Source organism: Methylobacterium sp. Leaf118, from assembly GCF_920984675.1.
Taxonomy (GTDB): Bacteria; Pseudomonadota; Alphaproteobacteria; order Rhizobiales; family Beijerinckiaceae; genus Methylobacterium.
In genome coordinates, this window is the sequence record NZ_CAKLBV010000021.1 from 1 (window position 1) to 23496 (window position 23496).

The following is a 23496-nucleotide window of genomic DNA, read 5'->3' on the forward strand; positions in this document are numbered from 1 at the left end:
CATCCGCCAGGCCTTCGACACCGAACTCTCGATCCGCACCCTGTTCGAGGCGCCGCCCCCCGCCGGCCCGACCCGGCGCGAGCAGCGCGCCGCCGCCTCGGCGACCCTGGCGAGCGGGGTGCAGACCCTCACCGTCGCCGAGGACGAGGCGGGCATGCGCATCGACCGCTTCCTCAGCGCGCGTTTTCCCCAGCTTCCGTTCACCCGCGTCCAGAGCCTCGTGCGCAAGGGCGAGCTCCGGGTCGACGGCAAGCGCGCCAAGGCCGCCGACCGGCTGGAGCCCGGCGCCGCGGTGCGGGTGCCGCCGCTCAAGCTCGATCCGCAGCCCGACCGCCCGCGCAGCCCCGCCAAGGCCGCGGGCGATGCCGAGTTCCTCCGCTCGCTGATCCTCTACGAGGACGCGGAGATGATGATCCTCAACAAGCCGTTCGGCCTCGCGGTGCAGGGCGGCTCGGGCACGGTGCGCCATGTCGACGGCCTCCTCGAGGCCCTGACCGGGCCGGACGGGCAGCGCCCCCGCCTCGTCCACCGCCTCGACAAGGACACCGCCGGCTGCCTCATCGTGGCCAAGACCCGGCTCGCGGCGGCGACCCTCGCGAAGAGCTTCCGGTCCCGGGCGGCCCGCAAGATCTACTGGGCGCTGGTGGTGGGCGTGCCGCGCACCCGGCAGGGCCGGGTCTCGACCTATCTCGCCAAGGACGAGCCGACGGATGCCGATGCGCGGATGCGGGTGGCCAAGCACGGCGACGAGGGCGCGAGCCACGCGCTGACCTATTACGCCACCGTCGATCAGGCGGCGCAGAAGCTGGCCTGGCTCTCGCTGAAGCCCGTCACCGGCCGCACCCACCAGCTGCGGGCGCATGCCGCTCATATCGGCCACCCGATCGTCGGCGACCCGAAATATTTCGAGGTCGAGAACTGGGAATTGCCCGGCGGCATCCAGAGCCGCCTGCACCTCCTGGCCCGCCGGATCGTGATCCCGCACCCGCGCACCGGCCAGCCGGTCGACGTCAGCGCGCCGCTGCCGCCGCACATGGCGCAGAGTTGGAATCTCCTCGGCTTCGATGCCGCCCGCTACGACCCGATCGTCGAGGCGCCGGAGGCCTGATCCGGGCTCCGCTTGATCAAAGTGGCCCGTATCAGGCAAGCCCACGCGGCGTTTGTGCGAAGCCCAGATCCGCCATCCCGAAGGGATCAACCGGATTGGGTATGAGACCGCGCGCCGGCTTGGAAAGCGGGGCGCCTGCCTTAGGTGTCCCGTCCAAGTCTCCGCGTCCCGTCCCGCCGCATCGGTCGTCCGCCGCACCGCTCGCTGCCCGCATTGTCCGGCCCGCAACCGGGATCGGGTCGGAGGTCCGACGGGTCGCCACGGGCGCAAGCCTGACAGGTCGGGTGCGGCGTCGCCGATGCCGCGTGGACGGGTGCCCGGAGAGATGATTGTATCGTCGGCGAGGGGCGCCGGAGCAGGGCGTTTCCGCCGTGCCCCTTCCCGGCCGTTTCCACGGCCGCACGAGGTCAGGACCGCATGAGGCACGCCACGCTGATGTCCCTCGCGCTCGCCGCCCTGCTCGGCGCCGCTGGGCCGGCTTGCGCGGCGCCACCCGAGCGCCCGCCCGCCGCCACACCGGCCGCAGCCCAGGGCGGAAGCCAAGGCGGGGCGGCGCGCCCCTTCGAGAAGCGACGGCGCAATTCCTACGCGGCCTGCAACCGCGAATCCCACCGACGCGACCTCCATGGCGGACCGCGACGGCGCTTCCTGATTCGCTGTCGCCTCGGCTACGAGCGGCGCCAGAATCCGTCCGGCAGCCCCGCCGCCGGCCCGGCGCGCCGGCCGTGATCCGCGGACGCGCCCCTTCGTGGTGAAGCTCGTCGTCTTCGACGTCGACGGAACCCTCGTCGACAGCCAGCACCTCATCGTCGAGGCGCAGCGCCGCGCCTTCTCGGAGCATGGGCTGGTGCCGCCACCGCGCAAGGAGGCGCTCTCCGTGGTCGGCCTCTCGCTGCCCGAGGCGTTCCGGCGGCTCGTCGGCGAGGCCGGGCCGATCGAGGCGCTGTCCCACAGCTACCGCCGCGCGTTCCAGGCCCTGCGGATCGATCCGGATTACGAGGAGCCCCTGTTTCCCGGCATGGCCGAACTCGTCGCCCGCCTGCGGAGCCGCGACGACGTCCGGCTCGGCATCGCCACCGGCAAGTCGCGGCGCGGGGTGAACCATCTCCTCGACAAGTACCACTGGGAGGGCTGGTTCTCCGCGATCCAGACCGCCGACGACGCGCCCTCGAAGCCCGACCCCACCATGCTGCGCCAAGCCATGGCGGAGGCCGGGGCCGAGCCCGCCATGACCGTGATGATCGGCGACACCACGTTCGACATGCTGATGGCCCGCGATGCGGGCGCGGCCGCCGTCGGCGTGGCCTGGGGCTATCACACGCCCGGCGCCCTGTTCGGCGCGGGCGCCGTTACGGTGGTCGACTCGGCGGAGGCGCTGGGCGACCTGTTCTCCGGCCCCCTCGACGCTTCGGCGGGCGGCCCGGTGGCGGAGCGTCTCGGCGCCGGCTGAGAGGCTCGCGCCGCGCCCCGGAACATCCTATTTGCGGGCCATGAGCAGCACCGACGACGACGTGACCCGCGACTGGCTCGGCGAGCCCGGCGACGCCCCCCGGCCCGATCCCCAGCAGGCCGCCCGCGGCAGCGGCGCCCCGCGCCTGCCCAAGCGCTTCTACGCCCGGGCCGAGATCGCCGAGACGGAGCACGGCCATCGCCTCCTCCTCGACGGGCGCGGCGCCAACACGCCGGGCCGTCGGCCCCTGGCGGTGCCGACGGCCGCCCTGGGGCAGGCCCTCGCCGCCGAATGGGAGGCGCAGGCGAGCGTGATCGATCCGCGCACCATGCCGCTGACCCGCCTCGTCAACACGGCGATCGACGGCGTGGCCGACCGCCGACCCGAGGTTGCCGCCGATCTCGGCGCCTTCGCGGGCACCGACCTCGTCGCCTATCGCGCGGGCGATCCCGAGCGCCTGGTCGCCGCCCAATCCGCCGCCTGGGACCCGCTGGTGGCCTGGGCGCAGGAGAGCCTCGGGGCCCGGCTGTTCCTCGCCGAGGGGCTCATGCATGTCGCGCAGCCCCCCGCCTCGGTCGAGGCCCTGCGCATGGCCGTCGAGGCGGTGGAGGATCCCTTCCAACTCGCCGCGCTCCACACGATGACCACTCTCACCGGCTCGCTGGTGATCGGCCTCGCGGTGCTGCGCGGGCGCCTCACCGCCGACGCGGCCTGGGACGCCGCCCATGTGGACGAGACCTATCAGGCGGGCGTCTGGGGCCGCGACGCGGAGGCCGAGGCACGGCTGGCGCATCGCCGGAGGGAGTTCGAGGCGGCGGCGCAGGTGGCGCGTCTGGCCCGTCCGGCCGCCTGAGCGCGGGGCGATCACCCCTCGGCCCGAGGCGGCGCCACACATCCGGGATTCGATTCTCCGATACGCGTCTCGAGCCCGCACCAACCAAGGGCCCCGCTCCCGTCATCGCGACGGCGCGAAGGGGGCCCGCGCGAACAGGGCGGTGATCGGCTCGGGATCGCGCCCGGACAGAAGCTTGACGCGGTCGGTGACCTGCGCCGACAGGTTCAGGCGTTTCACGCGCTCCAACGCCGCCATCAGCTCCACGACGCCCTGCGGCAGGCCCGCGGCCACCAGGGCGGCGATCAGCGCGTCCTCGGTCACGGTGCGCACGGTCACCGACTGGCCGAGCGCCTCGCTGGCCCGCGCGATCACCTCCGCGGTGGTGAGCGATTCGGGGCCCGTGATGTCGAAGATGCCGGGGATTGCCTGAGCCACGACGCCCGCGGCCGCCCGGGCGGCATCGCCGATCGCGACGTAGGAGGTCCGCCCTTCGCCGGCGGCGCTGTACACGTCCCCCGCCTTGATGGCCGGGAGGTCGAGGGCGAGGTTCTCCTGATACAGGCTGTTGCGCAGGAACGTGAACGGGATCCCGGTCTCGAGGATGGCCGCCTCGGTGCCGTGGTGATCCTTGGCCAACGGGAGCGGTGATTCGCGTCCCGGATTCATCGTCGAGGTGTAGGCGATGTGGGAGATGCCGGCCGCAGCGGCCGCTGCCACCGCGGCGCGGTGCTGGGTGAGCCGGCGACCCGGTTGGTCGATCACGTCGGTCGAGATCAGCAGAAGCCGATCGATGCCGGCGAAGGCCTGCGTCAGCGTGTCGGGATCGTCGAAATCGACTCGCCGGGTCTCGATCGGCAAGGCCAGCTTCGCCGGGTCCCGGGTGCCCGCCACGACGGGCAGCCCCGCCTCGCGCAGCGTTTGCACCGCGATCGTCCCGAGGCGGCCCGCGGCGCCCGTCACGAGGATCTTGCCGCTGTTCAGGTTCGACATCGTTGCACTCCGGTCTTAAAAAGGAACCGGTCTCTCTTCGTACCAAGTGACGAGCGATGCAATCAGGCATCATTTCCGCCCCAGTTACCGCGAGGTTCCCACGATGACCGCCGCGATCCCCCAGACTTTCGACATGGCCGCCGCGATGGAGGCGGGCCCCGAGGCCTGCCCGGTCCGCAACGTCCTGGCGCCCGTGGCCGACAAGTGGAGCACCCTGATCCTGCTCTGTCTCGACGCCGGGCCCTGCCGCTTCGGGGGATTGGCGCGGATGATTCCGCCGATCTCGAAACGGATGCTGACGGAAACGCTGCGTCAGCTCGAGCGTGACGGATTCATCAGCCGCACGGTGTTCGAGACGAAGCTGCCGGCGGTCGAATATGCCCTGACCGAGATGGGACGGTCGTTCCTGGTCCCCCTGAGGGCCATGATCGGCTGGGCCAAGGAGCACCACGAGCCGATCCGCCGGTGCCGCGCAGCCTATGACGGCGGCGCGTGAGATCGGAGCGGGGCCGCGCGCGGCGACCGGTACCCGGGATGCGTCGTGGGGTCGAACGGCGCCCCCGTCCCTCGCATCGGCCCGGGCGGCCCATGCCGGCCCTCGGGACGAGGCGCTACGCCGCCGGCGCCGTCTCCGCCCGATAGGCGCTGCCCTCGCTGAGGAACACCGCGTTCGCCTCGCGCAGCTTCGCTGCGGCGTCGTCGTAGAGGAAGGGCAGGAAGGCGTAGCGCCGGCCCGCGGTGACCCGCGAGACCGCGTGCAGGAGGGCGCAGGGGAAAATCACCGCGCCGCCGGGCGGGGCCTTGTAGCTGCGCCGCCCATATTCCGGGAAGCTGACCTCGCCGCCCTCGAACTCCGCGTTGAGGTTGATCGAGACGGCGAAGCGGCGGTGTGCCGTCCCGCGGGTGGTGTTGTCGCGGTGGGCGCGGAAATGCGCGCCGTCTTCGGCCGCGTAGCAGGAGACGATGTAGCGCTCCATCCGGGTGGCGTCGAAGGCGTAGATCTTCTTGATCTCGCTCGCGACGCGACGGTGGATGCGGGCCTGGATCGCGCCGACGAGGTGCGGCTCCTCGACCGTCACGTCGCGGCGGCGCTTGTGGGCGTGGTCGTGGATGAGCGTCGTCTTGCCGTCGACCTCGCGCATGAAGCCCGATTCCTCGCCGCCCCGGCGCTCGTAGAGGGCGATCAGGTCGCGGCACAGGGCCGGCTCGAACACGTTCGGCAAGACGAGAATGGCGGGGGGGACCTCGAAGCCCGCGAAGCGCTCGGGCGGCGGCAGGCGGGCAAGTTCGGCGAACAGGGTCTCGCGGTCACTGCCGTCGCGGGCGAACGGGATGCGGGCGATGACCCGCAGGGTCGGATCGAGGATCAGCCAGAACGGGCGGATATCGACCCGGCCATCCGCCTCGGCCTCCTTCGGCACGGCGCCGTAGAGGCGCGACACCGCCCGGTCGAAATCCCAGAAATGGCGGATGCCGGGCAGGCTCTCGCGCACCCGCCCCTCGCTGCGATCGGCCGGATCGAGGCTGACGCCGAACAAGCAGACCCGCTCGTCGTCGAACAGGGCCCGGTGCCGCTCGACCGCGGCCAAAGCCGCCGCGCCCGCCTCGCTCCCGGCCGACCCGAAGAAGCACATCACCACGTAACGGCCGGCCACGGTGTCGAAGGTGTAGCGCGGGTTGCTGGTGCTCGCCTGCGCGAACCAGGGCGCCGGATCGCCCACCCCCAGCATGGCGTAGGACGGATTCGAATCGGCGGGCGCGCTCATCGGCGGACTCGTTCGACAGTCTTCGCCGCCCCCTCGGCGGCCGGTGGCGGACCATGGCACGGGGTGCGCGACCTCGCCAATATGCGAAGGCCGGGGCTTCGACAGGCCCGTTCCCGCCGGCTGAGCCGCGTGCTAAGGGCGATCGATCAAGGCAAGGTCAAGCTCTACGGCTCGCTTTGCATTCAAAAGACGATTTGGCCGCAGGGAGGCTCCTCAGGATCATGAAGGACATTCTCGAGAAGCTTGAGGAGCGTCGCGCCCAGGCCCGCCTCGGCGGCGGGGAGAAGCGGCTCGAGGCCCAGCACAAGCGCGGCAAGCTCACCGCGCGCGAGCGCATCGAACTCCTGCTCGACCACGGGTCGTTCGAAGAGTTCGACATGTTCGTGCAGCACCGCTCGACCGATTTCGGCATGGAGAAGCAGAAGATCTCCGGCGACGGCGTCGTGACCGGCTGGGGCACGGTGAACGGGCGGACGGTCTTCCTGTTCTCGAAGGACTTCACGGTCTTCGGGGGGTCCCTGTCCGAGGCGCACGCCGCCAAGATCGTCAAGGTCCAGGACATGGCCCTGAAGATGCGCGCCCCGATCATCGGCATCTTCGATGCCGGCGGCGCCCGCATCCAGGAGGGCGTGGCCGCGCTCGGCGGCTATGGCGAGGTGTTCCGCCGCAACGTCGCGGCCTCGGGCGTGATCCCGCAGATCTCGGTCATCATGGGCCCCTGCGCCGGCGGCGACGTGTATTCGCCGGCCATGACCGACTTCATCTTCATGGTGCGTGACACGAGCTACATGTTCGTCACCGGCCCGGACGTGGTGAAGACCGTCACCAACGAGGTCGTGACCGCGGAGGAGCTCGGCGGCGCCAAGGTCCACACCACCAAGTCCTCGATCGCCGACGGCTCGTTCGAGAACGATGTCGAGGCGATCCTGCAGATCCGGCGGCTGCTCGACTTTCTGCCCGCCAACAACATCGAGGGCGTGCCGGAGATCGAGAGCTTCGACGACGTCAACCGCCTCGACAAGTCGCTCGACACCCTGATCCCGGACAACCCGAACAAGCCCTACGACATGGGCGAGCTGATCCGCCGGGTCGTCGACGAGGGCGATTTCTTCGAGATCCAGGCCGCCTACGCCCGCAACATCATCACCGGCTTCGGCCGCATCGAGGGCCGGACCGTCGGCTTCGTCGCCAACCAGCCGCTGGTGCTGGCGGGCGTGCTCGACTCGGACGCCTCCCGCAAGGCGGCCCGCTTCGTGCGCTACTGCGACGCCTTCTCGATCCCGATCGTCACCTTCGTGGACGTGCCGGGCTTCCTGCCGGGCACCGCGCAGGAATATGGCGGCCTGATCAAGCACGGCGCCAAGCTGCTCTTCGCCTATAGCCAGGCGACGGTGCCGCTCGTGACCATCATCACCCGCAAGGCCTTCGGCGGCGCCTATGACGTGATGGCCTCCAAGCATGTCGGGGCCGACCTGAACTACGCGTGGCCCACCGCCCAAATCGCCGTGATGGGCGCCAAGGGCGCGGTCGAGATCATTTTCCGGAGCGAGATCGGCGACAACGAGAAGATCGCCGAGCGCACCAAGGAGTACGAGGACCGCTTCCTCTCGCCCTTCGTCGCGGCCGAGCGTGGCTATATCGACGAGGTGATCATGCCCCACTCCACGCGCAAGCGCATCGCCCGGGCGCTGGGCATGCTGCGCACCAAGGAGATGGAGCAGCCCTGGAAGAAGCACGACAACATCCCGCTGTAAGGCGTCATCCCGAACGCCGGTTTCCGGCTTTCGGATCAAGACGACGCGGAACACGAGCCGAGAGAATCGCCCTGGATCCGAGATTCAGGGCGATCTTTTTTTGGAGCGTTGCGGGCCTCCCTCGGCTCGTTCCGAGAGTGGGCCCCTCCCCTTTCGGGTCACAGTCCCGGACGGACTCGGCCGCGCGGCCGGCGTCGCGCAGACAGTCAGCCTCGGCGCATGGGCGGCAGACGTCGCCCCGGTTGGCCCGGCTCCGAGATCCTGTCGGGTCGGGGGGGCCCGGCCGCTATTCCGGCACCGCCGCGACACAGAGGCGGACCGCGGCGTCGAGTTCGAGGTCACGGGGATCGCCGATGTTCACGGTCTCCTCCAGGCAGCGGATGAAGTAGTCCCGGTCCAGCCGGGGCGAAAGGGCGGAGAAGGACTTCGCGAGCCGGGTGGCGAGGTCGATCCGCTCCGCGCTCGACGCGCGGCGATAGGTGCTGAGCTTGTCGGTGACCGCCAGCCGCGCCTCGGCCACGCCCGTCGCGGCGGCGAGGAGTCCGCAGGCCAGGATCAGCAGGGCGCAGGCCCGTCGCCGCGGCCCGGAAGGGTCCGGCGCCTGCGCGCGGGTCGTCGGGGTTCCGGCGCGGGGAAGCGGCATGGAGGGTCCGTGGCTCGGCCCCGGGGCGGGGCCTCCCCTCAGTGTGACGGTGCCGACCCGGGAAGGGTCAAGGTCAATCGGTCAGCCAATATTGCCCGCCCGGTTCGTCCGCAGGGCCGGGACGCCACCGGCGCGCCGCCGCTTCAGCCGGGCCAGCGCCGCGCGCTGACGCTCGCTCGGAGCCGAAGGGGCGGACGCGCCCTGGGTCAGCATGTCGAGGAATTGCATCCGCTCGTCCTCGGTCAGCGCCTCGCGGAACAGGGGCAGCAGGGGATCGGCGACGAGGGAGAAGGGGGCCATCGACGATGCGTCACCGTCATCGTCGACGGGTCTCATACCAAATCCGGTTGATCCCTTCGGGATGGCGGATTTGGGCTTCGCTCAAACGCCGCGCGGGCTTGCCTGATCCGGGCTCCGCTTTGATCAAGCGGAGCCCGGATCAGGCACCGGAGCCGCGGGCGAGCCAGTCGGCGAGCCCGTCCGCCGAGCGGAAATCCTCGAGCGCATGGACACGGGCCTGCGGGAGCGCGTCGCGGGCCATGGTGGCCAGGGCATGGCCGGGGCCGAGTTCGAGCACGGTGCGGGCGCCGAACTCGTCGCAGGCCTGGAGGCAGGCGGCCCAGTCGATGGTCTGCGCGATCTGGCCCGCGAGCTTGTCGAGGCCGGCCTGCGGGTTCAGCACCGGGGCGCCGTCGAGGCCGCTGACGAGACGCGGCGCCCCCGGGGGCGGGCGCCGCGGCGTCTCCCGGGCGAGGGCTTGCGCGAAGTCCTGGCGCGCGGCCTCCAGCAGCGGCGTGTGCGAGGGCGTGTGCACCGGCAGGACGACGGCACGGCGCGCGCCCGCGGCCAGTGCCGCCGCGCAGAGGGCCTCCAGCGCCGACACCGGGCCGCCGACGACGGCACTGTCGGCGGCGTTGCGGATGGCGACGTGGCCCTCGTGCCGGGCTGCGAGTTCGGCGATGGCGGCCAAGCCGATCCCCCGGATGCCGGCAAGGCCGAACCCCGTGCCGGAGGCGCGGTCCATGGCCTCGGCCCGGGCGGCCGCGAGGCGCAGAATCGTCTCCGGCTCGAAGCGGCCGGCGCAGCCCCAAGCCGCCAGATCGCCGATGCTGTAGCCGGCGACGATCGTGCGCCCCGGCCGCGCCGCCGCGACGATCGTCCAGCCCGCCAGCCCGGCGATGCAGCACAGGATCTGCCCGGTGCGGTTCGCGTGCAGGGCGGAGCCGCCGGCCCGGACCAGGGCGCGCGGGTCGGTGCCGAGGAGCCGCTCGCCCGCTTCGAAGATCGCCTGCGCCGCCGGCCAATCCGCCGTGAGGGCGAACATGTCCGGGTTCTGCCCGCCCTGGCCGGAGAGGAGCACCGCCAGGGTCACGGCCACACCTCGATCCGGTCGACGAAGAGCGTCATGGCGAGGAGATCGGCGGCGCCCCCGGGGCTGAGCCGGCGCGCCACGAAGGCGCGGTGCAGGCCTTCCGCGCGCTCCCGCCAATCGTCCCGCGCGATCCCGCCCTCGTCGAGGAAACGCGCCGCCGCCTGCCGGGCGAAGGCGTAGCCCTCGGGTCCGCCCCGGTGAAGCAGGTTGGTGTCTTCGAGATGCGCGATCAGGGCGAGGCAGGTTTCGACCCGCGCGGCCTCCGCATCGTCCGGCCGCCGGGCGCGGGCGCGGCGCAGGGCCGGCAGCCCGACCCGATAGAGGGTCGGAAATCCGGCCGCAGCCTCGGCCGGGGCACCACCGACGCCGTGGCGGCGCCGCGCCTGCGCGCCCGGGGCGTGCAGCAGCACCGGCCCGTCGAGGATCGCTCCGGCCCAAAGCTGCCGCACCCGCGCCCCGAGGGCGCCCGCCATGGGAGCCGACATCGCTCCCGCGGCGGCGCAGAGGAGGCCGAGCCCGAAGATCGCGCCGCGATGGGTGTTCACGCCGCCGGTCGCGTCCCGCATCGCCGCCTCCGCGTCGAGGCCGATGCGGCGCAGGCCCGCCATCGGGGCGCCCTCGGCCCCGGCCTCGGCGAGGTCGGCGAAGAACGGCCGAAGCGCCGCCGCGCTCGCCCGGAAGGTCGCCGCGTCCATGTCGGTGTGGCTGCCGGCATCGACATGGCTGACGAGGCCGGGCTTCGGATAGGTCTCGAGTTCGAGCCGTAGGCACGCCACGCCGACGGCCGCGAGGGTGTCGGCCGAGGATCCAGCCCAGGCGAAACCCCGCCGCGACGCCGGAAGAGCGGTCACCGGATGCCTCCGTGGATCGCGTCCGCGTCCCGCAGGGCGACCCGGTCGAGGGACTTGACCAGCACGGTCTCGCCCGGCCCGGCCCCGTGCCACTCGCGCCAGTTCACGCCCCCGCCGTCGGGCAGCAGGATCTCCCCGTCGAGCCGCATCGGCGCCCGCGCCTCGATCGCCGCGAGGCCGGACAGGAGGGCGGGGCGATCGAGGCTCTCGCTCGGCCAGAGCAGGTCGAGGTCGGAGGTCTCGGAGAGATAGGGCAGCCCGGTCAGGTGCTGCCAGAGCAGGCCGCCGAAGAGGCAGGGCGCGGCGCCGACCCGGGCCCCGAGTGCGACCACGGCGGCGATCGTCGCCGCCCAGGCGTCCGGCGCGGCCCCGCTGGCCTCGGCGAGGCGGACGGGGGCCCGGGGGCGCACGGCCTCGGGCGGCACGGCGAGGCCGATGCGCCGCTTCCCGTCCCGCGGGGGCAAGGGCAGGCCCACCGGCACGCGCTCCCGCGCCTCGCCCGGATGGCGGCGGCGCACGATGACCGGATGCCCGCGGCCGACCCATTCGGCCACAGGCGCGAGCCCGTCGAGATCGGGGCGTTCGGCCAGGGCCGCCGCCCAGGCCGCGGGCGCGACATCGAGCAGGTCGTGGCGGCGGTACGCCTCAGCCAAGCCCGGCTTCCCGCATCACCCGATCGGCGATGTCCCCGGCCACGGGCCGGCCGCCGCGCTCGGCGCCGAGGCGGTCGCGGATATCGGCGTCGGACCGGTCGTCCATGAGGGCGGCGATCTGCGGCGCGAGGGGCTGGCCGGGATCGAGCACCGCGTGCACGGCGCCGGTCTGGACCATGTTGTCGAGGCCAGGGGCGAAGACCGGCGTATCCTTGGCCATGGCCTCGAGCCGGTCGAGGGGCAGCTTGGTGACCCGAGCGACCGAGGGCAGGTCCATCACCGTCGGGTTGGCGCCGGGAAGCCCGGCCAGGACGCGGGTCGCCAGCGCGGTGGCGATGAAGGCGCCGGCCGCGCTGTGCCCGTAGACGAGCCCGATCGTGGCATGGCCCTGCGCGTCGGCGAGCAGCAGGGTCTTGGCGAGATGGGCGAGGTACTCGTTCAGCCCCAGCAATTCGTCGCGCCGGCTCATGCGCTGGCTGCCGGAATCGACGGCGACCAGGATCGGCGTGCCGCCGCCCCGGCGCACCACGTCGAGGACGAGGCCGGACAGGCGACAGGCGCCCTCGATGCCGAGCGGGGTCCCGCCGTCCACGCCGATCACGGCGAGGCGCCCGCCCCGGAACGGGCCGTCGCCGGACACGATCCCGTCGGCGACCGCGACGGTGTGGCCGTCGGGGAAGAGCGAATCGAGGATCTCAGCGAGCGTCATGGGTGGTCTCCCCGAGGCCGGACAGGAGCGCGTCGAAGGCGGACGCCGTCGTCGCCGGCACCGCAGCCGGATCGTTCACGCCGAGCCGCGACCAGATCTCGGTGGCCTCGCGGCAATCCCCGAAACGGGCGAGGCGCTGTTCGAGCCGCGCCTGCTCGGCCTCGAGCGTGGCGAGATCGAAGGCCGGTGCCCGTCCGATGAGGTTGAGCGCCGCCGCGCGGAAGGCCGCCACCGTGTCGTCGGCGAAGGCGTCGGCGCCGCCGGTGAGGCGGCGGTGCTTGCCGCCCATGGTCCGCCACACCAGGGCCCGGTCGCGGGAATCGAATTCCTCCGCGCCCCGGTTGGTCTCGATCACCTCGGGGCCCGAGACGCTGATGCGCCCGCTCTCCGAGACGGCGAGCCGCGAGCAGGTCCCGGCGATGAGGCCGCCGCCGCCATAGGCGCCCGCCCGCCCGCCGATCAGGCCGATCACCGGCACGCCGAGTGCCCGCACCTCGGCGATGGCGCGCATCACCTCGGCGATGGCCGTCTCGCCGGCATTGGCCTCCTGGAGGCGGACGCCGCCGGTGTCGAACAGGATCAGCACCGCGGCGGGCTTGCGCTGCCGGGCGGCCCGCAGGAGGCCGACGAGCTTGGCCCCGTGCACCTCGCCGAAAGCGCCGCCCATGAAACGGCCCTCCTGGGCGGCGACGAGGACCGGCCGCCCGTCGAGGATGCCCTCGCCGACCACCATGCCGTCATCGAAGGCCCGCGGCAGGTCGAACAGCGGCAGGTGCGGGCTCATCCGACGCTGCTCGGGGCCGACGAACTCGCGGAAGCCGCCCGCGTCCAGCAATCCGTCGATGCGGGCGCGGGCGCTCGCCTCGTACCAGCTGGCGGAGGTGGGATCGGCCAAGCGATCGATCATCGTCTAGACCTCCATCAGTCGGGCGCCCTGCAGCAGGCGCAGGGAGACGGTGTCGGGGCGGGCGCCGCCGTCATTGATCGTGATGCGCAGGCCACCGGGCCGGGCGCGGGCGACGAAATCGGCGATGACCGCCTCCCAGACATCGCCGTAGCCGCGGATCGGCGTCTCGATCTCGACGGTGCAGACGGTCGGTTCGAGCACGCGCTCCAGCAGGATTTCGAGGTTGCCCGAGGCGACCACGCCAGTGATCGCCTGGGATTTCCGGCCCGGCAGCGGGCCCGGGGTGGCGTGTCGGAAGCTCAGCTTTTCCATCGCTCTGGCCTCACCAGTTCCGGAACTTGGCCGGCGGCTCGTAGAGCCCGCCGGACCAGTGCACGAGGTCCTTGATCGAGCGCGCGGCCAGCAGCGACCGGTCGGCGTCGAGGGGCTCGATGCCGAGGTCCTCGGGGCGGCGGATGATCCCCCTCCCCCGCAATTCCTCGACCTTGGCGCGGTCGCGCCCGCGGCCGATCTCGGTGTAGCCCGCGACCCCGCGGATCGCCTGCTCCCGCTCGTCCGCGTCCCGGCAGAGTAGGAGGTTGGCGATGCCCTCCTCCGTGACGATGTGGGTGACGTCGTCGCCGTAGATCATCACCGGGGCCAGTTCGAGCCCGATCTTCCGGGCGAGCTCCATCGCGTCGAGCCGCTCGACGAAGGTCGGCACCAGCCCGTCGCCGAAGGTCTCGACGAGCTGCACCACGAGCTTGCGTCCGCGCATCAGCGACGGATCGCCCACGCCGCCCGCCTCGCGGCCGGCCTTCATCCAGGTGTCGGACGGGTGGCGCCGCCCGTGTGGGTCCGAGCCCATGTTCGGCGCGCCGCCGAAGCCTGCCACCCGCGATTGCGTGACGGTGGAGGAATGGCCCGCGAGGTCGATCTGGAGGGTCGCGCCGATGAACATGTCGCAGGCGTACAAGCCCGCCGTCTGGCAGAAGGCACGGTTCGAGCGCAGGGAGCCGTCGGCTCCCGTGAAGAAGATGTCCGGCCGCTCGCGGATGTAGCGGTCCATGCCGACTTCCGAGCCGAAGCAGTGGACCTGGCGGACCCAGCCCGATTCGATCGCCGGGATCAGGGTCGGGTGCGGGTTGAGCGCCCAGTGGGTCGCGATCTCGCCCTTCAGCCCGAGGCGCTCGCCGTAGGTCGGCAGCAGCAGCTCGATCGCCGCCGTGCCGAAGCCGATGCCGTGGTTGAGCCGGCGCACGCCGTACTCGGCGTAGATGCCCTTGATCGCCATCATGGCGATCAGGATCTGCGTCTCGGTCATCGCCGCCGGATCGCGGGTGAAGAGCGGCTCAACGTAGAAGGGCTTGTCGGCCTCGACCACGAAGTCGATCCGGTCGCCGGGGATGTCGACCCGGGGCACCCGATCGACGATCTCGTTGACCTGCGCCACCACGACGCCGTTCTTGAAGGCGGTCGCCTCGACGACGGTCGGCGTGTCCTCGGTGTTGGGGCCCGTATAGAGGTTGCCGTCCCGGTCGGCTGAGACGCCGGCGATCAGGGCGACGTTCGGCGTCAGGTCCACGAAGTAGCGGGCGAACAGCTCGAGATAGGTGTGCACCGCCCCGAGCTCGATCTGCCCGCCATAGAGCATCCGGGCGATGCGCGCGCCTTGCGGGCCGGAATACGAGTAGTCGAGCCGCCGAGCGATCCCGGTCTCGAACACGTCGAGATGCTCGGGCAGCACGACGCCCGATTGCACCATGTGCAGGTCATGCACCCGGGCGGGGTCGCACTGGACGAGCCCGCGCGCGAGGCAATCGGCCTGTTTCTGGTTGTCGCCCTCCAGGCAGACCCGGTCGCCGGGCCGGAGGATCGCCTCCAACAGCGCGACCACCCGGTCGGCGGGCACGACCTTGCCCTCGGCCTTGCCCTCGACCTGGGCCCGGCCCGCCTCGATCCGCGCCTCCCGGGCGGCCCGCTCCCGACGCCACTCGTTCATCCGCTCCGCTCCCTGTCGCGCCTTCTGTATACAGGAGGCGGGTTATCAGGCGCAATAAAATTCATGCGTCGCCATTAACTGGAATTTTGCATCCTAAAGCGCGCCTGCGTCAAGGCCGCGCATACGATTGAGGGGATCGCGCCATGCGGCCCCGCGCCGTGGCATACTACGCCGAGCCGGCACGAAGCCGGGCGGGGAGGGACGGAGGTGATGGACGGTGGTGGCGAAGGGCGGGGTCTTCTCTCCGATCGGATCCGCAACGCGCTGACGGACGAGATCGCCGCGGGGGCGCTGGCCGCGGGGGTCTCCCTCGACGAGCAGGAACTGGCCGACCGGTTCGGGGCCTCCCGGACGCCCGTCCGCGAGGCGTTGCGGCAACTCGCCTCCAGCGGCCTCGTGGAGGTGCGGCCCCGGCGCGGCGTCGTGGTCACCCGCATGACGCCCGAGCGCATCATGGAGATGTTCGAGACCACGGCCGAGTTCGAGGCGATGTGCGTACGGCTGGCGACCTACCGCATGACGCCGCTGGAACTGAGCACCCTCATGAACCTGCATGAGCAATCGGCCGTCCCCGTCAAAGCGAGCGACTTCGATACTTACGACGCACTCAACCGCGGATTCCACGAGGCCCTCTACGAGGCCACCCACAACCGCTTCATGGTCGAGCAGGCGCTCGCGATCCGGGCCCGCCTCTCGGCCTTCCGCCGCACCCAGTTGCGCCACGGCGAGCGGATCCGGCGCTCCCATGCGGAACATGGCGGCATCCTCCAGGCGATCGCCGAGGGGGACGGCGACGGGGCCGCGCGGCGGATGCGGGCGCACATGCTCAACGCCGCGAGCGCCCTCGGCCGCTACGTCGCGGAGCAGACCGGATCGTGAGCCCGTCGCCACCGGCCCGCCTGCGACGGGGGGCCGCCCCGATGTTGCAGCGCAGCAGAAGCGTCCCATATGGAAGGACGGAGGAAACGCCCGGATTCATCGAGCCGAACGGCTCCGGAGTCACGCATGGCGTTCCAGTCTCAATCCCCGATCTCGTCCCACGGCCGCACCACGGCCGGGTCTCCCGCGGCGGACGAATCCGCCACCGGTCTGCGGCGCGTGCTGCGTGCGCTCACGGCGGCCCACCGCGCCCGCATACGCTTCGACCTCGCCCGGTTTCGCCCCGGCCGCCCCTCGGCCAGCCCAGAGCCGGAGCACGCCCTGTCCTGGCGGTTCGGCGTCCCGGTGCGCTGAAGCGTCGGCTTCAGGCGCCGTCGCCGGTGCCGAAGCTGGTGACGAAATCGCTCAGGCGCTCGCCCTGGATCAGGACATGCGCCCGCAGATGCCGCTCGGCGGCGGCGGCATTGCCCGCCACGATCGCGTCCACGATCAGGCCGTGCTCGGCCAGGGACTGGGTCAGGCGATGCCGCGCCCGAAGTTGGAGCCGGCGATAGGGCTTGAGCAGAGTGTGGAGCTGATTCGCCTGCTCCGCGAGATGGGCATTGCGGCCCATCCCGTAGATCGTCCGGTGGAACCGCTCATTGGCGTAATAGTAGGTGTCGGCGCAGCCCTGGATCGTCGCGGCCATGCAGGCGTCGTGGGCCTCGACGAGGGTCACACGTTCCTCGTCGTCGATGCGGCGCGCGGCGAGCGCGCCGCACATCCCCTCGAGCGCCGCCATCGTCTCGAAGCGCTCGACCACGTCCCGCAGCGACAGGCAGGCGACGAAGGCCCCACGATTCGGTTGAAGGTCGATCATCCCGGTCGAGGCGAGCTGCATCAGCGCCTCCCGAATCGGGGTGCGTGAGACTCCGAATCGCGCGGCAAGCCCCTGTTCGTCGAGATGCTCCCCCGGCCGGAAATGGCCCGTGACGATGTCCTGCTCGAGCTGATCCCGCAGCGCTTCCGCACGGCGCATGGCCCCTTCTCCCGAGATTGCGCATACAGGGCGAGTGGCAACATAGGCGCCAACCCGCGTCATTGTATACAATTCCCTTGCAGGATAGTGCTGTCCGGTATACCGAGCAGGCAAGACGGGGGGTTTGCACGCCACCCTGCGCCCCGGTGCGAATCGCGCCGCATCCCTGCTCGGAGGAGACGCCGTGACCCCCCAACTGATTTCCATATACGCGCTCTGCGCCATGTTCGTGGTGGCCACGATCTGGCCGATCAACATGGGCGTGCTCGCCTTCGTCGGCGCCTTCCTGGTCGGCACGCTGGTCGCCGGCATGCAGACCAAGGACATCATCGCCGGCTTTCCCGGCACGCTGTTCCTGACGCTCGTCGGCATCACCTATTTGTTCGCCATCGCGCAGAACAACGGCACGATCGACCTGCTCGTGCGGGTCGCGGTGCGGGCGGTGCGCGGCCGGATCGCCGCGATTCCGTGGATCATGTTCGGCATCACCGCCGCCCTCACCTCGGTCGGCGCCGTGAGCCCGGCCGCGGTCGCCATCATCGCGCCGATCGCCATGGGCTTTGCCGTCCGCTACGGCATCAACCAGTTGCTGATGGGGCTGCTCGTCATCCACGGGGCGCAGGGCGGCGGCTTCTCGCCGATCAGCATCTACGGCGGCATCACCAACACGGTGGTGATGAAGGCCGGGCTGCCGGTGAGCGAGCTGTTCACCTTCTTCGCAAGCCTCGGCGTCAACCTCACGGTCTCGGTGATCCTGTTCTTCGCCATGGGCGGGCGCAAGCTGCTCTCGGCGCGGGCCGACTTCTCCGCCGCGACCCCGATGCCGGTGCCCAACACCCAGGTCGTGACGGCCCAGCGCGGACCCCAGGCCTACGGGGATTCCGAGAACGAGGCGCGCAGCGAGGAGCGGCGCATCTCCAACGATCCGGAGGATCCGTTGGGCGAGGACGCGGCCCAGCCGACCGGCGGCTCGCGGCTCTACCAGATCACGACTCTCGTCGGCCTCGTCACGCTGGCGGTGCTGGTGCTCGGCTTCAACCAGGATATCGGCTTCGTCTCGATCACGATCGGCCTCGTCCTGTCGCTGATGGCGCCCAACCTCCAGAAGCGGGCCATCGGGCAGGTGAGCTGGCCCGAGATCATGCTGATCACCGGCGTGAGCACCTACGTCGTCGTGCTGGAGAAGATGGGCACCATCAACTTCGTCGGGCACAGCGTCGCCGGCCTCGCCTCGCCGATGACGGCGGCCCTGCTGCTCTGCTTCATCGGCGCCGTGGTCTCGGCCTTCGCCTCCTCGACGGCGGTGCTGGGCTCGCTGATCCCGCTCGCGGTGCCGTTCCTGCAATCGGGCACCGGGGTGAACCCGGTCGGCTTCATCGGCGCGATGGCGGTCTCCTCCACCATCGTCGATGTGAGCCCCTTCTCGACCAACGGCGCCATCGTGCTCGCCAGCGCGAAGAACGTCGACCGTGACGCCTTCTTCCGCAAGCTGATGGGCTACGGCGCCCTCATCACGGTCGTGGCGCCGGTGGTGGTCTGGTTCCTGTTCGTCGTGCTCTGACCACCATCACGGCGCATACGATCCGGAGGCCCGGCGGGGGATTCCCGCCGGGCCCTTTTTTGAGTTGGGCAGGGACGAACCGATGCGGCCTCGGACGGGCGGGCGCGCATCATCGCCCGGGGCCCATCGGGCGCCGTCGATCACGGGAAAGGTCGGCCAGGACAAGAAAAAGGCCCGCGAAGCGGGCCGGTGGGGATGGTGGGCGCGACAGGGATCGAACCTGTGACCCTTCGCGTGTGAAGCGAATGCTCTCCCGCTGAGCTACGCACCCGAACCCCTCGCATGCCGCTCGGGAAAGCGGCACGGGCGTCGCCGTGGCGACGGAGGGCCGTATACGCCGGGCCGGGGCGCTCGTAAAGCCGTTCCTTGCCAGGTCGAAGCAGACCCCACTCCCCGCTTGTCCCTCGAGCCGAATCGGTCTAGCAGGCCGAACCGTACCGTACAGTACGGCAATGCCAACGGACCATGCCGCTCACCGCCGAACCACTCGACATCTGCGACGAGGCGCCCTCTCCCCGGCAGCAGGCCGTGCTGGACGCGGTGCTGTCGCTGATCGTCGAGGGCGACGATCCGCTCACCATGGACGCGGTGGCGCGGCGAGCGAGCTGCTCGAAGGAGACCCTCTACAAGTGGTTCGGTGACCGCGACGGCCTGCTCACCGCGACCGTGCGCTGGCAGGCCTCCCGGGTCCATGCCGGTCGCTACGAGGTCCACGGCCTCGATGCCGCGACCCTGCGCGACAACCTCCAGGACTTCGCCGAATCCTGGCTCGCGGTCATCGCGAGTCGCAGCTCGGTGGCGCTCAACCGCATCGCGGTGGCCCATGCGGGCTCGCACAAGAGCAATCTCGGCGCCATCGTGCTGGCCAACGGGCGCTTCGCCATCGGCGAGCGGGTCAAGCCCGTGCTGGAGGCCGGACGCGCGGCGGGGTTGCTGGCCTTCGAGGACGGCGAGGCCGCCTTCCGGACCTTCTTCGGCCTGGTCGGCCGCGACATCCAGATCCGACTTCTCCTCGGCGACGCGATCCCCCTCGACGTCGCCGAGATCCGCAGCGACGCGGCAAGGGCCGTCGAGCAGTTCCTGACCCTCTACGGGCAGGCTTGAACCCCGACACGATTCACCAGCGAGAGAGGACCACACCATGCGCGTCTATTACGATCGCGACGCCGACCTGAACCTGATCAAGGGCAAGAAGGTCGTCATCGTCGGCTACGGCTCCCAGGGCCACGCCCACGCGCTCAACCTGCGCGATTCCGGCGTGAAGGGCATCGTCATCGCCCTCCGCGAGGGCTCCGCCACCGCCAAGAAGGCGGAGCACGAGGGCTTCACGGTGATGAATGTCGCCGACGCCGCCAAGCAGGCCGACGTCGTCATGATGCTCACCCCCGACGAGTTGCAGGGCGACATCTACAAGGAGTCGCTCGAGCCGAACATGAAGCAGGGCGCCGCCCTCCTGTTCGCCCACGGCCTCAACGTCCACTTCAACCTGATCGAGCCCCGCAAGGATCTCGACGTGCTGATGGTCGCCCCGAAGGGCCCCGGCCACACCGTGCGCGGCGAGTACCTCAAGGGCGGCGGCGTGCCGACGCTCATCGCCATCGCACAGGACGCGTCTGGCAACGCCCACGATCTCGGCCTGTCCTACGCCTCGGCCAATGGCGGCGGCCGCGCCGGCATCATCGAGACCACCTTCAAGGAAGAGTGCGAGACCGACCTGTTCGGCGAGCAGGCCGTGCTCTGCGGCGGCCTCGTCGAGCTGATCAAGGCCGGCTTCGAGACCCTGGTCGAGGCCGGCTACGCCCCCGAGATGGCCTATTTCGAGTGCCTGCACGAGGTGAAGCTCATCGTCGACCTCATCTACGAGGGCGGCATCGCCAACATGAACTACTCGATCTCGAACACCGCCGAGTACGGCGAGTACGTCACCGGCCCGCGCATCGTGACGCCGGAGACCAAGGCCGAGATGAAGCGCGTCCTCAACGACATCCAGTCGGGCATCTTCACCCGCAACTGGATGCTGGAGAACAAGGTCGGCCAGACCTCGTTCAAGGCCACCCGCGCCAAGCTCGCGGCCCATCCGATCGAGGAAGTCGGCGCCAAGCTCCGCGGCATGATGCCGTGGATCTCGGAGAAGGCCCTCGTGGACAAGTCCAAGAACTGATTTTTTGCGACTTCGAGGCCGTGCTTTGCTCGGCCTCACGTCGTGGAACTGGCCGGTGTCGCGTGTGCGGCACCGGCTTTTTTCGTGCCGCCCGCTCACGCCGATTTCCGTTCGCGCGCGGCCCGATGCCGTGCGAGAAGCACCCGCGGAAACCGAATAAGAACAGCTGGAGGAAACAAGGATGGAATCGCTCTACAGCGGCGAGCACCGCGCGCTCCAGGAAGAATTCGGCACGACCAAGCTCGCCGACTTCCTCGACCAGCACCACGTCCAGCCGGCGATCGGCGATCAGGAGCGCGCGTTCATCGAGAGCCGCGACATGTTCTTCCTCTCGACCGTCGACCCGGACGGCAACCCGACCGTTTCCTACAAGGGCGGCCCGACCGGCGTGGTGAAGGTGCTGGGCGCCAACGAGCTCGCCTTTCCGGGCTTCGACGGCAACGGCATGTTCTTGTCGATGGGCAACCTCGCCGGCCAGAGCCGGGTCGGACTGCTGTTCATCGATTTCGAAACGCCGCACCGCCTGCGCGTCCAGGGCACCGCCCGGATCGTGCGCGACGATCCCCTGCTCTCGGAGTGGACGGAGGCGAAGTACGTCGTGCGCGTCGACGTGGCCAAGGCCTGGGTGAACTGCCCGCGCTACATCCACAGGCACAGCAAGGTCGAGCAGAGCCGCTATGTGCCCAAGCCCGATGCCGAAACGCCGCTCGCCCAGTGGAAGCGCCTCGACATGGTGCAGGAGGTCATCAGCGACGAGGACCGGGCACGGGTCGCGCAGGAAGGCGTGCTCGACCTCGACGCCTACGGCGCGAAGGTGATGCGGGGCGAGGCCTGATCCGGGCTCCGCTTGATCAAAGCGGAGCCCGGTTCAGGCAAGCCCGCGCGGCGTTTGAGCGAAGCCCAAATCCGCCATCCCGAAGGGATCAACCGGATTTGGTATGACTCAGGGCTCGAGCTGCCGCGCCAGGTCGGCGAGATCGCTCGCCGCGTAGGTGACCGGCCCGTGCGGCGCCGTCTCGCCGCCCGCGGGCCCGTTCTCCCGCGGGCGGGCGATATGGGCGGTGGCGAGCCCCTCCCCCGCCGCTGCGGCGAGGTCGTCCGAATGGGCGGCGACCATGAGGATCTCTCCGGCGGCAAAACCCAGAGCGGCGACCGCGTCGCGGTAGAGAGCCGGCTTCGGCTTGTAGTCGCGGGAGAAGCCGGCCCCGAGCACCGCGTCGAAGACGAAGCCGTTGCGACGGGCGAGCGCCACGATGAGGGCGACGTGCCCATTGGAGAGCGGCGCCAGCACGAAGCGTTTTCGCAGTTCGGTCATCGCGGCGGGCACCTCCGGCCACGCTTCGAGCCGGTGCCAAGCGCGCACCAGTTCGTGCCGGGTCTCGGGTGCCACGACCCTGCCGAACTCCGACAACACATCCGCCAGGCTCTCGGCCTGAAGCACGTCGAGATCGGCGAAGGGCCGGCGGCCGGCGCGCACCGGCTCCATGGAGGGCTGGTAGCGCGCCCGCCACGCATCGGCGAAGGCGCCCCCGTCGAGCCCCGGGCACAGGCGCTCCGCCTCGCGCGCGACGCCCGAGCGCCAATCCACCAGCGTCCCGAACGTGTCGAAGACGAGCGCCCGGATCGCCATCCGGACCGCCATGCGGCTCACACCGCCCGCAAGGCGGGCCCGCGCCGGACGAAGCCGACGATGTCCTTGACCGCGTCGAGGGTCGGCGCGGCGATCTGCTCCGCCCGCGCGGCGCCGTCGGCGAGAACCGCGTCGATATGGGCCGGGTCGGCCACGAGCCGCTTCATCTCGGCGCTGATCGGCGCCAGGGTCTCGACGGCGAGGTCCACCAGCGCCGGCTTGAAGCTGGAGAATTGCGCGCCGCCGAAATCCCGCAGGACCTCCTCGCGGGTGATGCCGCGCAGAGCCGCGAAGATGCCCACGAGGTTGTCGGCCTCGGGCCGGCCCTTCAGCCCCTCGAGCTCGGACGGCAGCGCCTCGGGATCGGTCTTGGCCTTGCGGACCTTCTGGGCGATGGCGTCGGCATCGTCGGTCAGCGCGATGCGCGAATACTCGGAGGGGTCCGACTTCGACATCTTCTTGGTGCCGTCGCGCAGCGACATCACCCGCGCGGCCGGCCCGCCGATCAGGGGCTCGGTGACCGGGAAGAACTGCTCGCCGTGGCCATGCGCCTGGATCGAGCCTGCGAAGTCGTTGTTGAACTTCTGGGCGATGTCGCGGGTCAGTTCGAGGTGCTGCTTCTGGTCCTCGCCCACGGGCACGTGCGTCGCCCGGTAGGCCAGGATGTCGGCGGCCATCAGCACCGGATAGGCGTAGAGGCCGATCGAGGCGTTCTCGCGGTCCTTGCCGGCCTTGTCCTTGAACTGCGTCATGCGGTTGAGCCAGCCGAGGCGGGCGACGCAGTTGAAGATCCAGGCGAGTTCGGCGTGCTGCGGCACCTGGCTCTGATTGAAGACGATCGAGCGCGCGGGATCGATCCCGGCGGCGAGGAACGCGGCGGTCACCTCGCGGATCTGTCCCCGCAGCGCCTGCGGGTCCTGCCACAGGGTGATCGCGTGGAGATCGACCACGCAATAGAGGCACTGCGCGTCGCGCGCCTGCATCTCGACGAAGCGCTTGATCGCGCCAAGATAGTTGCCGAGATGGAGGTTTCCGGTCGGCTGAACGCCGGAGAACACGAGTTCGGTGAACGCGGCCATCGGCGCGGGTCCTTGGACAAGACGGTACTGAGAGGCGATCTCGCTCGAAGCGGCGGTTACTGGCACCCACAGCGGCAGCGGGTCAAGGACGGGCTTCGCGTCCCCGAGGCCGCCGATGCGGACTGACGCGGTCGGGATCGCCTCGGTTC

Annotated in this window: 26 protein-coding genes and 1 tRNA gene; 12 read left to right on the forward strand and 15 right to left on the reverse strand. The window is 70.8% G+C overall.

Going from position 1 to position 23496, the window contains the following annotated elements; genetic code table 11:
• The 4 genes from LW587_RS11150 to LW587_RS11165 all read left to right on the forward strand — a co-directional run.
• On the forward strand, window positions 1–1108 hold a 1108-nt coding region (locus LW587_RS11150; protein ID WP_232629667.1), incomplete at its 5' end, for an RluA family pseudouridine synthase.
• A 417-nt stretch (window positions 1109–1525) separates the two neighbouring features.
• Complete coding sequence (locus LW587_RS11155) at window positions 1526–1837, forward strand: serine/threonine protein kinase (RefSeq protein WP_232629668.1); 312 nt, start codon at window positions 1526–1528, stop codon at window positions 1835–1837.
• 19 nt (window positions 1838–1856) lie between these two features.
• Window positions 1857–2558, forward strand: a complete 702-nt coding sequence (locus tag LW587_RS11160) for an HAD-IA family hydrolase (RefSeq protein WP_232629669.1) — start codon at window positions 1857–1859, stop codon at window positions 2556–2558.
• A gap of 40 nt (window positions 2559–2598) precedes the next feature.
• Window positions 2599–3411 carry an ATP12 family chaperone protein gene (locus LW587_RS11165; RefSeq protein ID WP_232629670.1) on the forward strand — a complete coding sequence of 271 codons (813 nt, stop codon included), beginning with the start codon at window positions 2599–2601 and terminating at the stop codon, window positions 3409–3411.
• A 102-nt stretch (window positions 3412–3513) separates the two neighbouring features.
• Here the strand turns inward: LW587_RS11165 and LW587_RS11170 are convergent, their stop codons facing one another.
• Window positions 3514–4383: an NAD(P)H-binding protein gene (locus LW587_RS11170; RefSeq protein ID WP_232629671.1), complete on the reverse strand. Its 870-nt coding sequence runs from the start codon at window positions 4381–4383 to the stop codon at window positions 3514–3516.
• A 103-nt stretch (window positions 4384–4486) separates the two neighbouring features.
• Here LW587_RS11170 and LW587_RS11175 point away from each other — a divergent pair, with 103 nt between their 5' ends.
• A complete protein-coding gene (locus LW587_RS11175; protein WP_232629672.1) occupies window positions 4487–4879 on the forward strand; it encodes a winged helix-turn-helix transcriptional regulator in 393 nt (130 codons plus the stop codon).
• A 115-nt stretch (window positions 4880–4994) separates the two neighbouring features.
• Here the strand turns inward: LW587_RS11175 and LW587_RS11180 are convergent, their stop codons facing one another.
• A complete protein-coding gene (locus LW587_RS11180; protein ID WP_232629673.1) occupies window positions 4995–6149 on the reverse strand; it encodes a 2OG-Fe(II) oxygenase in 1155 nt (384 codons plus the stop codon).
• Between the two features lie 221 nt (window positions 6150–6370).
• Here LW587_RS11180 and LW587_RS11185 point away from each other — a divergent pair, with 221 nt between their 5' ends.
• Window positions 6371–7903 carry an acyl-CoA carboxylase subunit beta gene (locus LW587_RS11185; protein WP_232629674.1) on the forward strand — a complete coding sequence of 511 codons (1533 nt, stop codon included), beginning with the start codon at window positions 6371–6373 and terminating at the stop codon, window positions 7901–7903.
• A gap of 286 nt (window positions 7904–8189) precedes the next feature.
• Here the strand turns inward: LW587_RS11185 and LW587_RS11190 are convergent, their stop codons facing one another.
• The 9 genes from LW587_RS11190 to mdcA all read right to left on the reverse strand — a co-directional run bounded on the left by LW587_RS11190 (window position 8190) and on the right by mdcA (window position 15019).
• On the reverse strand, window positions 8190–8546 hold the full coding sequence (locus tag LW587_RS11190; RefSeq protein WP_232629675.1) for a hypothetical protein: 357 nt from the start codon (window positions 8544–8546) through the stop codon (window positions 8190–8192).
• Window positions 8547–8627: 81 nt separating this feature from the next.
• A complete protein-coding gene (locus LW587_RS11195; protein WP_232629676.1) occupies window positions 8628–8846 on the reverse strand; it encodes a hypothetical protein in 219 nt (72 codons plus the stop codon).
• A gap of 139 nt (window positions 8847–8985) precedes the next feature.
• Window positions 8986–9918 (reverse strand): acyltransferase domain-containing protein, encoded by a 933-nt coding sequence (locus tag LW587_RS11200; RefSeq protein WP_232629677.1) that lies wholly within the window; start codon window positions 9916–9918, stop codon window positions 8986–8988.
• Complete coding sequence (mdcB, locus tag LW587_RS11205; protein WP_232629678.1) at window positions 9915–10769, reverse strand: triphosphoribosyl-dephospho-CoA synthase MdcB; 855 nt, start codon at window positions 10767–10769, stop codon at window positions 9915–9917. Before mdcB ends, LW587_RS11200 begins: the two co-directional genes overlap by 4 nt.
• Entirely contained in the window at window positions 10766–11422 is a 657-nt protein-coding gene (gene mdcG, locus LW587_RS11210; RefSeq protein WP_232629679.1) for a malonate decarboxylase holo-[acyl-carrier-protein] synthase, read from the reverse strand. The genes mdcB and mdcG overlap by 4 nt, the downstream gene beginning before the upstream one ends.
• The gene (gene mdcE, locus LW587_RS11215) at window positions 11415–12131 is read right to left on the reverse strand and encodes a biotin-independent malonate decarboxylase subunit gamma (protein WP_232629680.1); all 717 of its coding nucleotides are present in this window, start codon (window positions 12129–12131) and stop codon (window positions 11415–11417) included. The genes mdcG and mdcE overlap by 8 nt, the downstream gene beginning before the upstream one ends.
• Entirely contained in the window at window positions 12118–13038 is a 921-nt protein-coding gene (locus tag LW587_RS11220) for a biotin-independent malonate decarboxylase subunit beta (RefSeq protein ID WP_232629681.1), read from the reverse strand. The genes mdcE and LW587_RS11220 overlap by 14 nt, the downstream gene beginning before the upstream one ends.
• A gap of 3 nt (window positions 13039–13041) precedes the next feature.
• Window positions 13042–13350: a malonate decarboxylase acyl carrier protein gene (mdcC, locus tag LW587_RS11225; protein WP_232629682.1), complete on the reverse strand. Its 309-nt coding sequence runs from the start codon at window positions 13348–13350 to the stop codon at window positions 13042–13044.
• Window positions 13351–13360: 10 nt separating this feature from the next.
• Window positions 13361–15019 (reverse strand): malonate decarboxylase subunit alpha, encoded by a 1659-nt coding sequence (gene mdcA, locus LW587_RS11230; RefSeq protein ID WP_232629683.1) that lies wholly within the window; start codon window positions 15017–15019, stop codon window positions 13361–13363.
• Window positions 15020–15229: 210 nt separating this feature from the next.
• Between mdcA and LW587_RS11235 the strand changes: the two genes are divergently transcribed.
• Both LW587_RS11235 and LW587_RS11240 read left to right on the forward strand, forming a co-directional pair.
• A complete protein-coding gene (locus tag LW587_RS11235) occupies window positions 15230–15898 on the forward strand; it encodes a GntR family transcriptional regulator (RefSeq protein ID WP_232629684.1) in 669 nt (222 codons plus the stop codon).
• Between the two features lie 126 nt (window positions 15899–16024).
• Window positions 16025–16252, forward strand: coding sequence for a hypothetical protein (locus tag LW587_RS11240; RefSeq protein WP_232629685.1), 228 nt, complete (start codon window positions 16025–16027; stop codon window positions 16250–16252).
• Between the two features lie 10 nt (window positions 16253–16262).
• On the opposite strand, the gene LW587_RS11245 is transcribed toward LW587_RS11240, so the two are convergent.
• On the reverse strand, window positions 16263–16916 hold the full coding sequence (locus tag LW587_RS11245; protein ID WP_232629686.1) for a GntR family transcriptional regulator: 654 nt from the start codon (window positions 16914–16916) through the stop codon (window positions 16263–16265).
• Between the two features lie 223 nt (window positions 16917–17139).
• Between LW587_RS11245 and LW587_RS11250 the strand changes: the two genes are divergently transcribed.
• A complete protein-coding gene (locus tag LW587_RS11250; protein WP_442919129.1) occupies window positions 17140–18477 on the forward strand; it encodes an SLC13 family permease in 1338 nt (445 codons plus the stop codon).
• A 196-nt stretch (window positions 18478–18673) separates the two neighbouring features.
• Here LW587_RS11250 and LW587_RS11255 read toward each other — a convergent pair.
• Window positions 18674–18748, reverse strand: a tRNA-Val gene (locus LW587_RS11255).
• A 194-nt stretch (window positions 18749–18942) separates the two neighbouring features.
• Here LW587_RS11255 and LW587_RS11260 point away from each other — a divergent pair.
• The 3 genes from LW587_RS11260 (at window position 18943) to LW587_RS11270 (ending at window position 21473) form a co-directional block, all read left to right on the forward strand.
• A complete protein-coding gene (locus tag LW587_RS11260) occupies window positions 18943–19581 on the forward strand; it encodes a TetR/AcrR family transcriptional regulator C-terminal domain-containing protein (RefSeq protein WP_232629688.1) in 639 nt (212 codons plus the stop codon).
• A 37-nt stretch (window positions 19582–19618) separates the two neighbouring features.
• Entirely contained in the window at window positions 19619–20638 is a 1020-nt protein-coding gene (ilvC, locus tag LW587_RS11265) for a ketol-acid reductoisomerase (protein ID WP_056469640.1), read from the forward strand.
• 181 nt (window positions 20639–20819) lie between these two features.
• On the forward strand, window positions 20820–21473 hold the full coding sequence (locus LW587_RS11270; protein ID WP_232629689.1) for a pyridoxamine 5'-phosphate oxidase family protein: 654 nt from the start codon (window positions 20820–20822) through the stop codon (window positions 21471–21473).
• 108 nt (window positions 21474–21581) lie between these two features.
• Here LW587_RS11270 and LW587_RS11275 read toward each other — a convergent pair whose 3' ends face one another.
• Both LW587_RS11275 and trpS read right to left on the reverse strand, forming a co-directional pair.
• Complete coding sequence (locus LW587_RS11275; RefSeq protein ID WP_232629738.1) at window positions 21582–22268, reverse strand: haloacid dehalogenase type II; 687 nt, start codon at window positions 22266–22268, stop codon at window positions 21582–21584.
• A gap of 17 nt (window positions 22269–22285) precedes the next feature.
• Window positions 22286–23347, reverse strand: coding sequence for a tryptophan--tRNA ligase (gene trpS / locus LW587_RS11280; protein WP_232629690.1), 1062 nt, complete (start codon window positions 23345–23347; stop codon window positions 22286–22288).
• Between the last annotated feature and the right edge of the window lie 149 nt (window positions 23348–23496).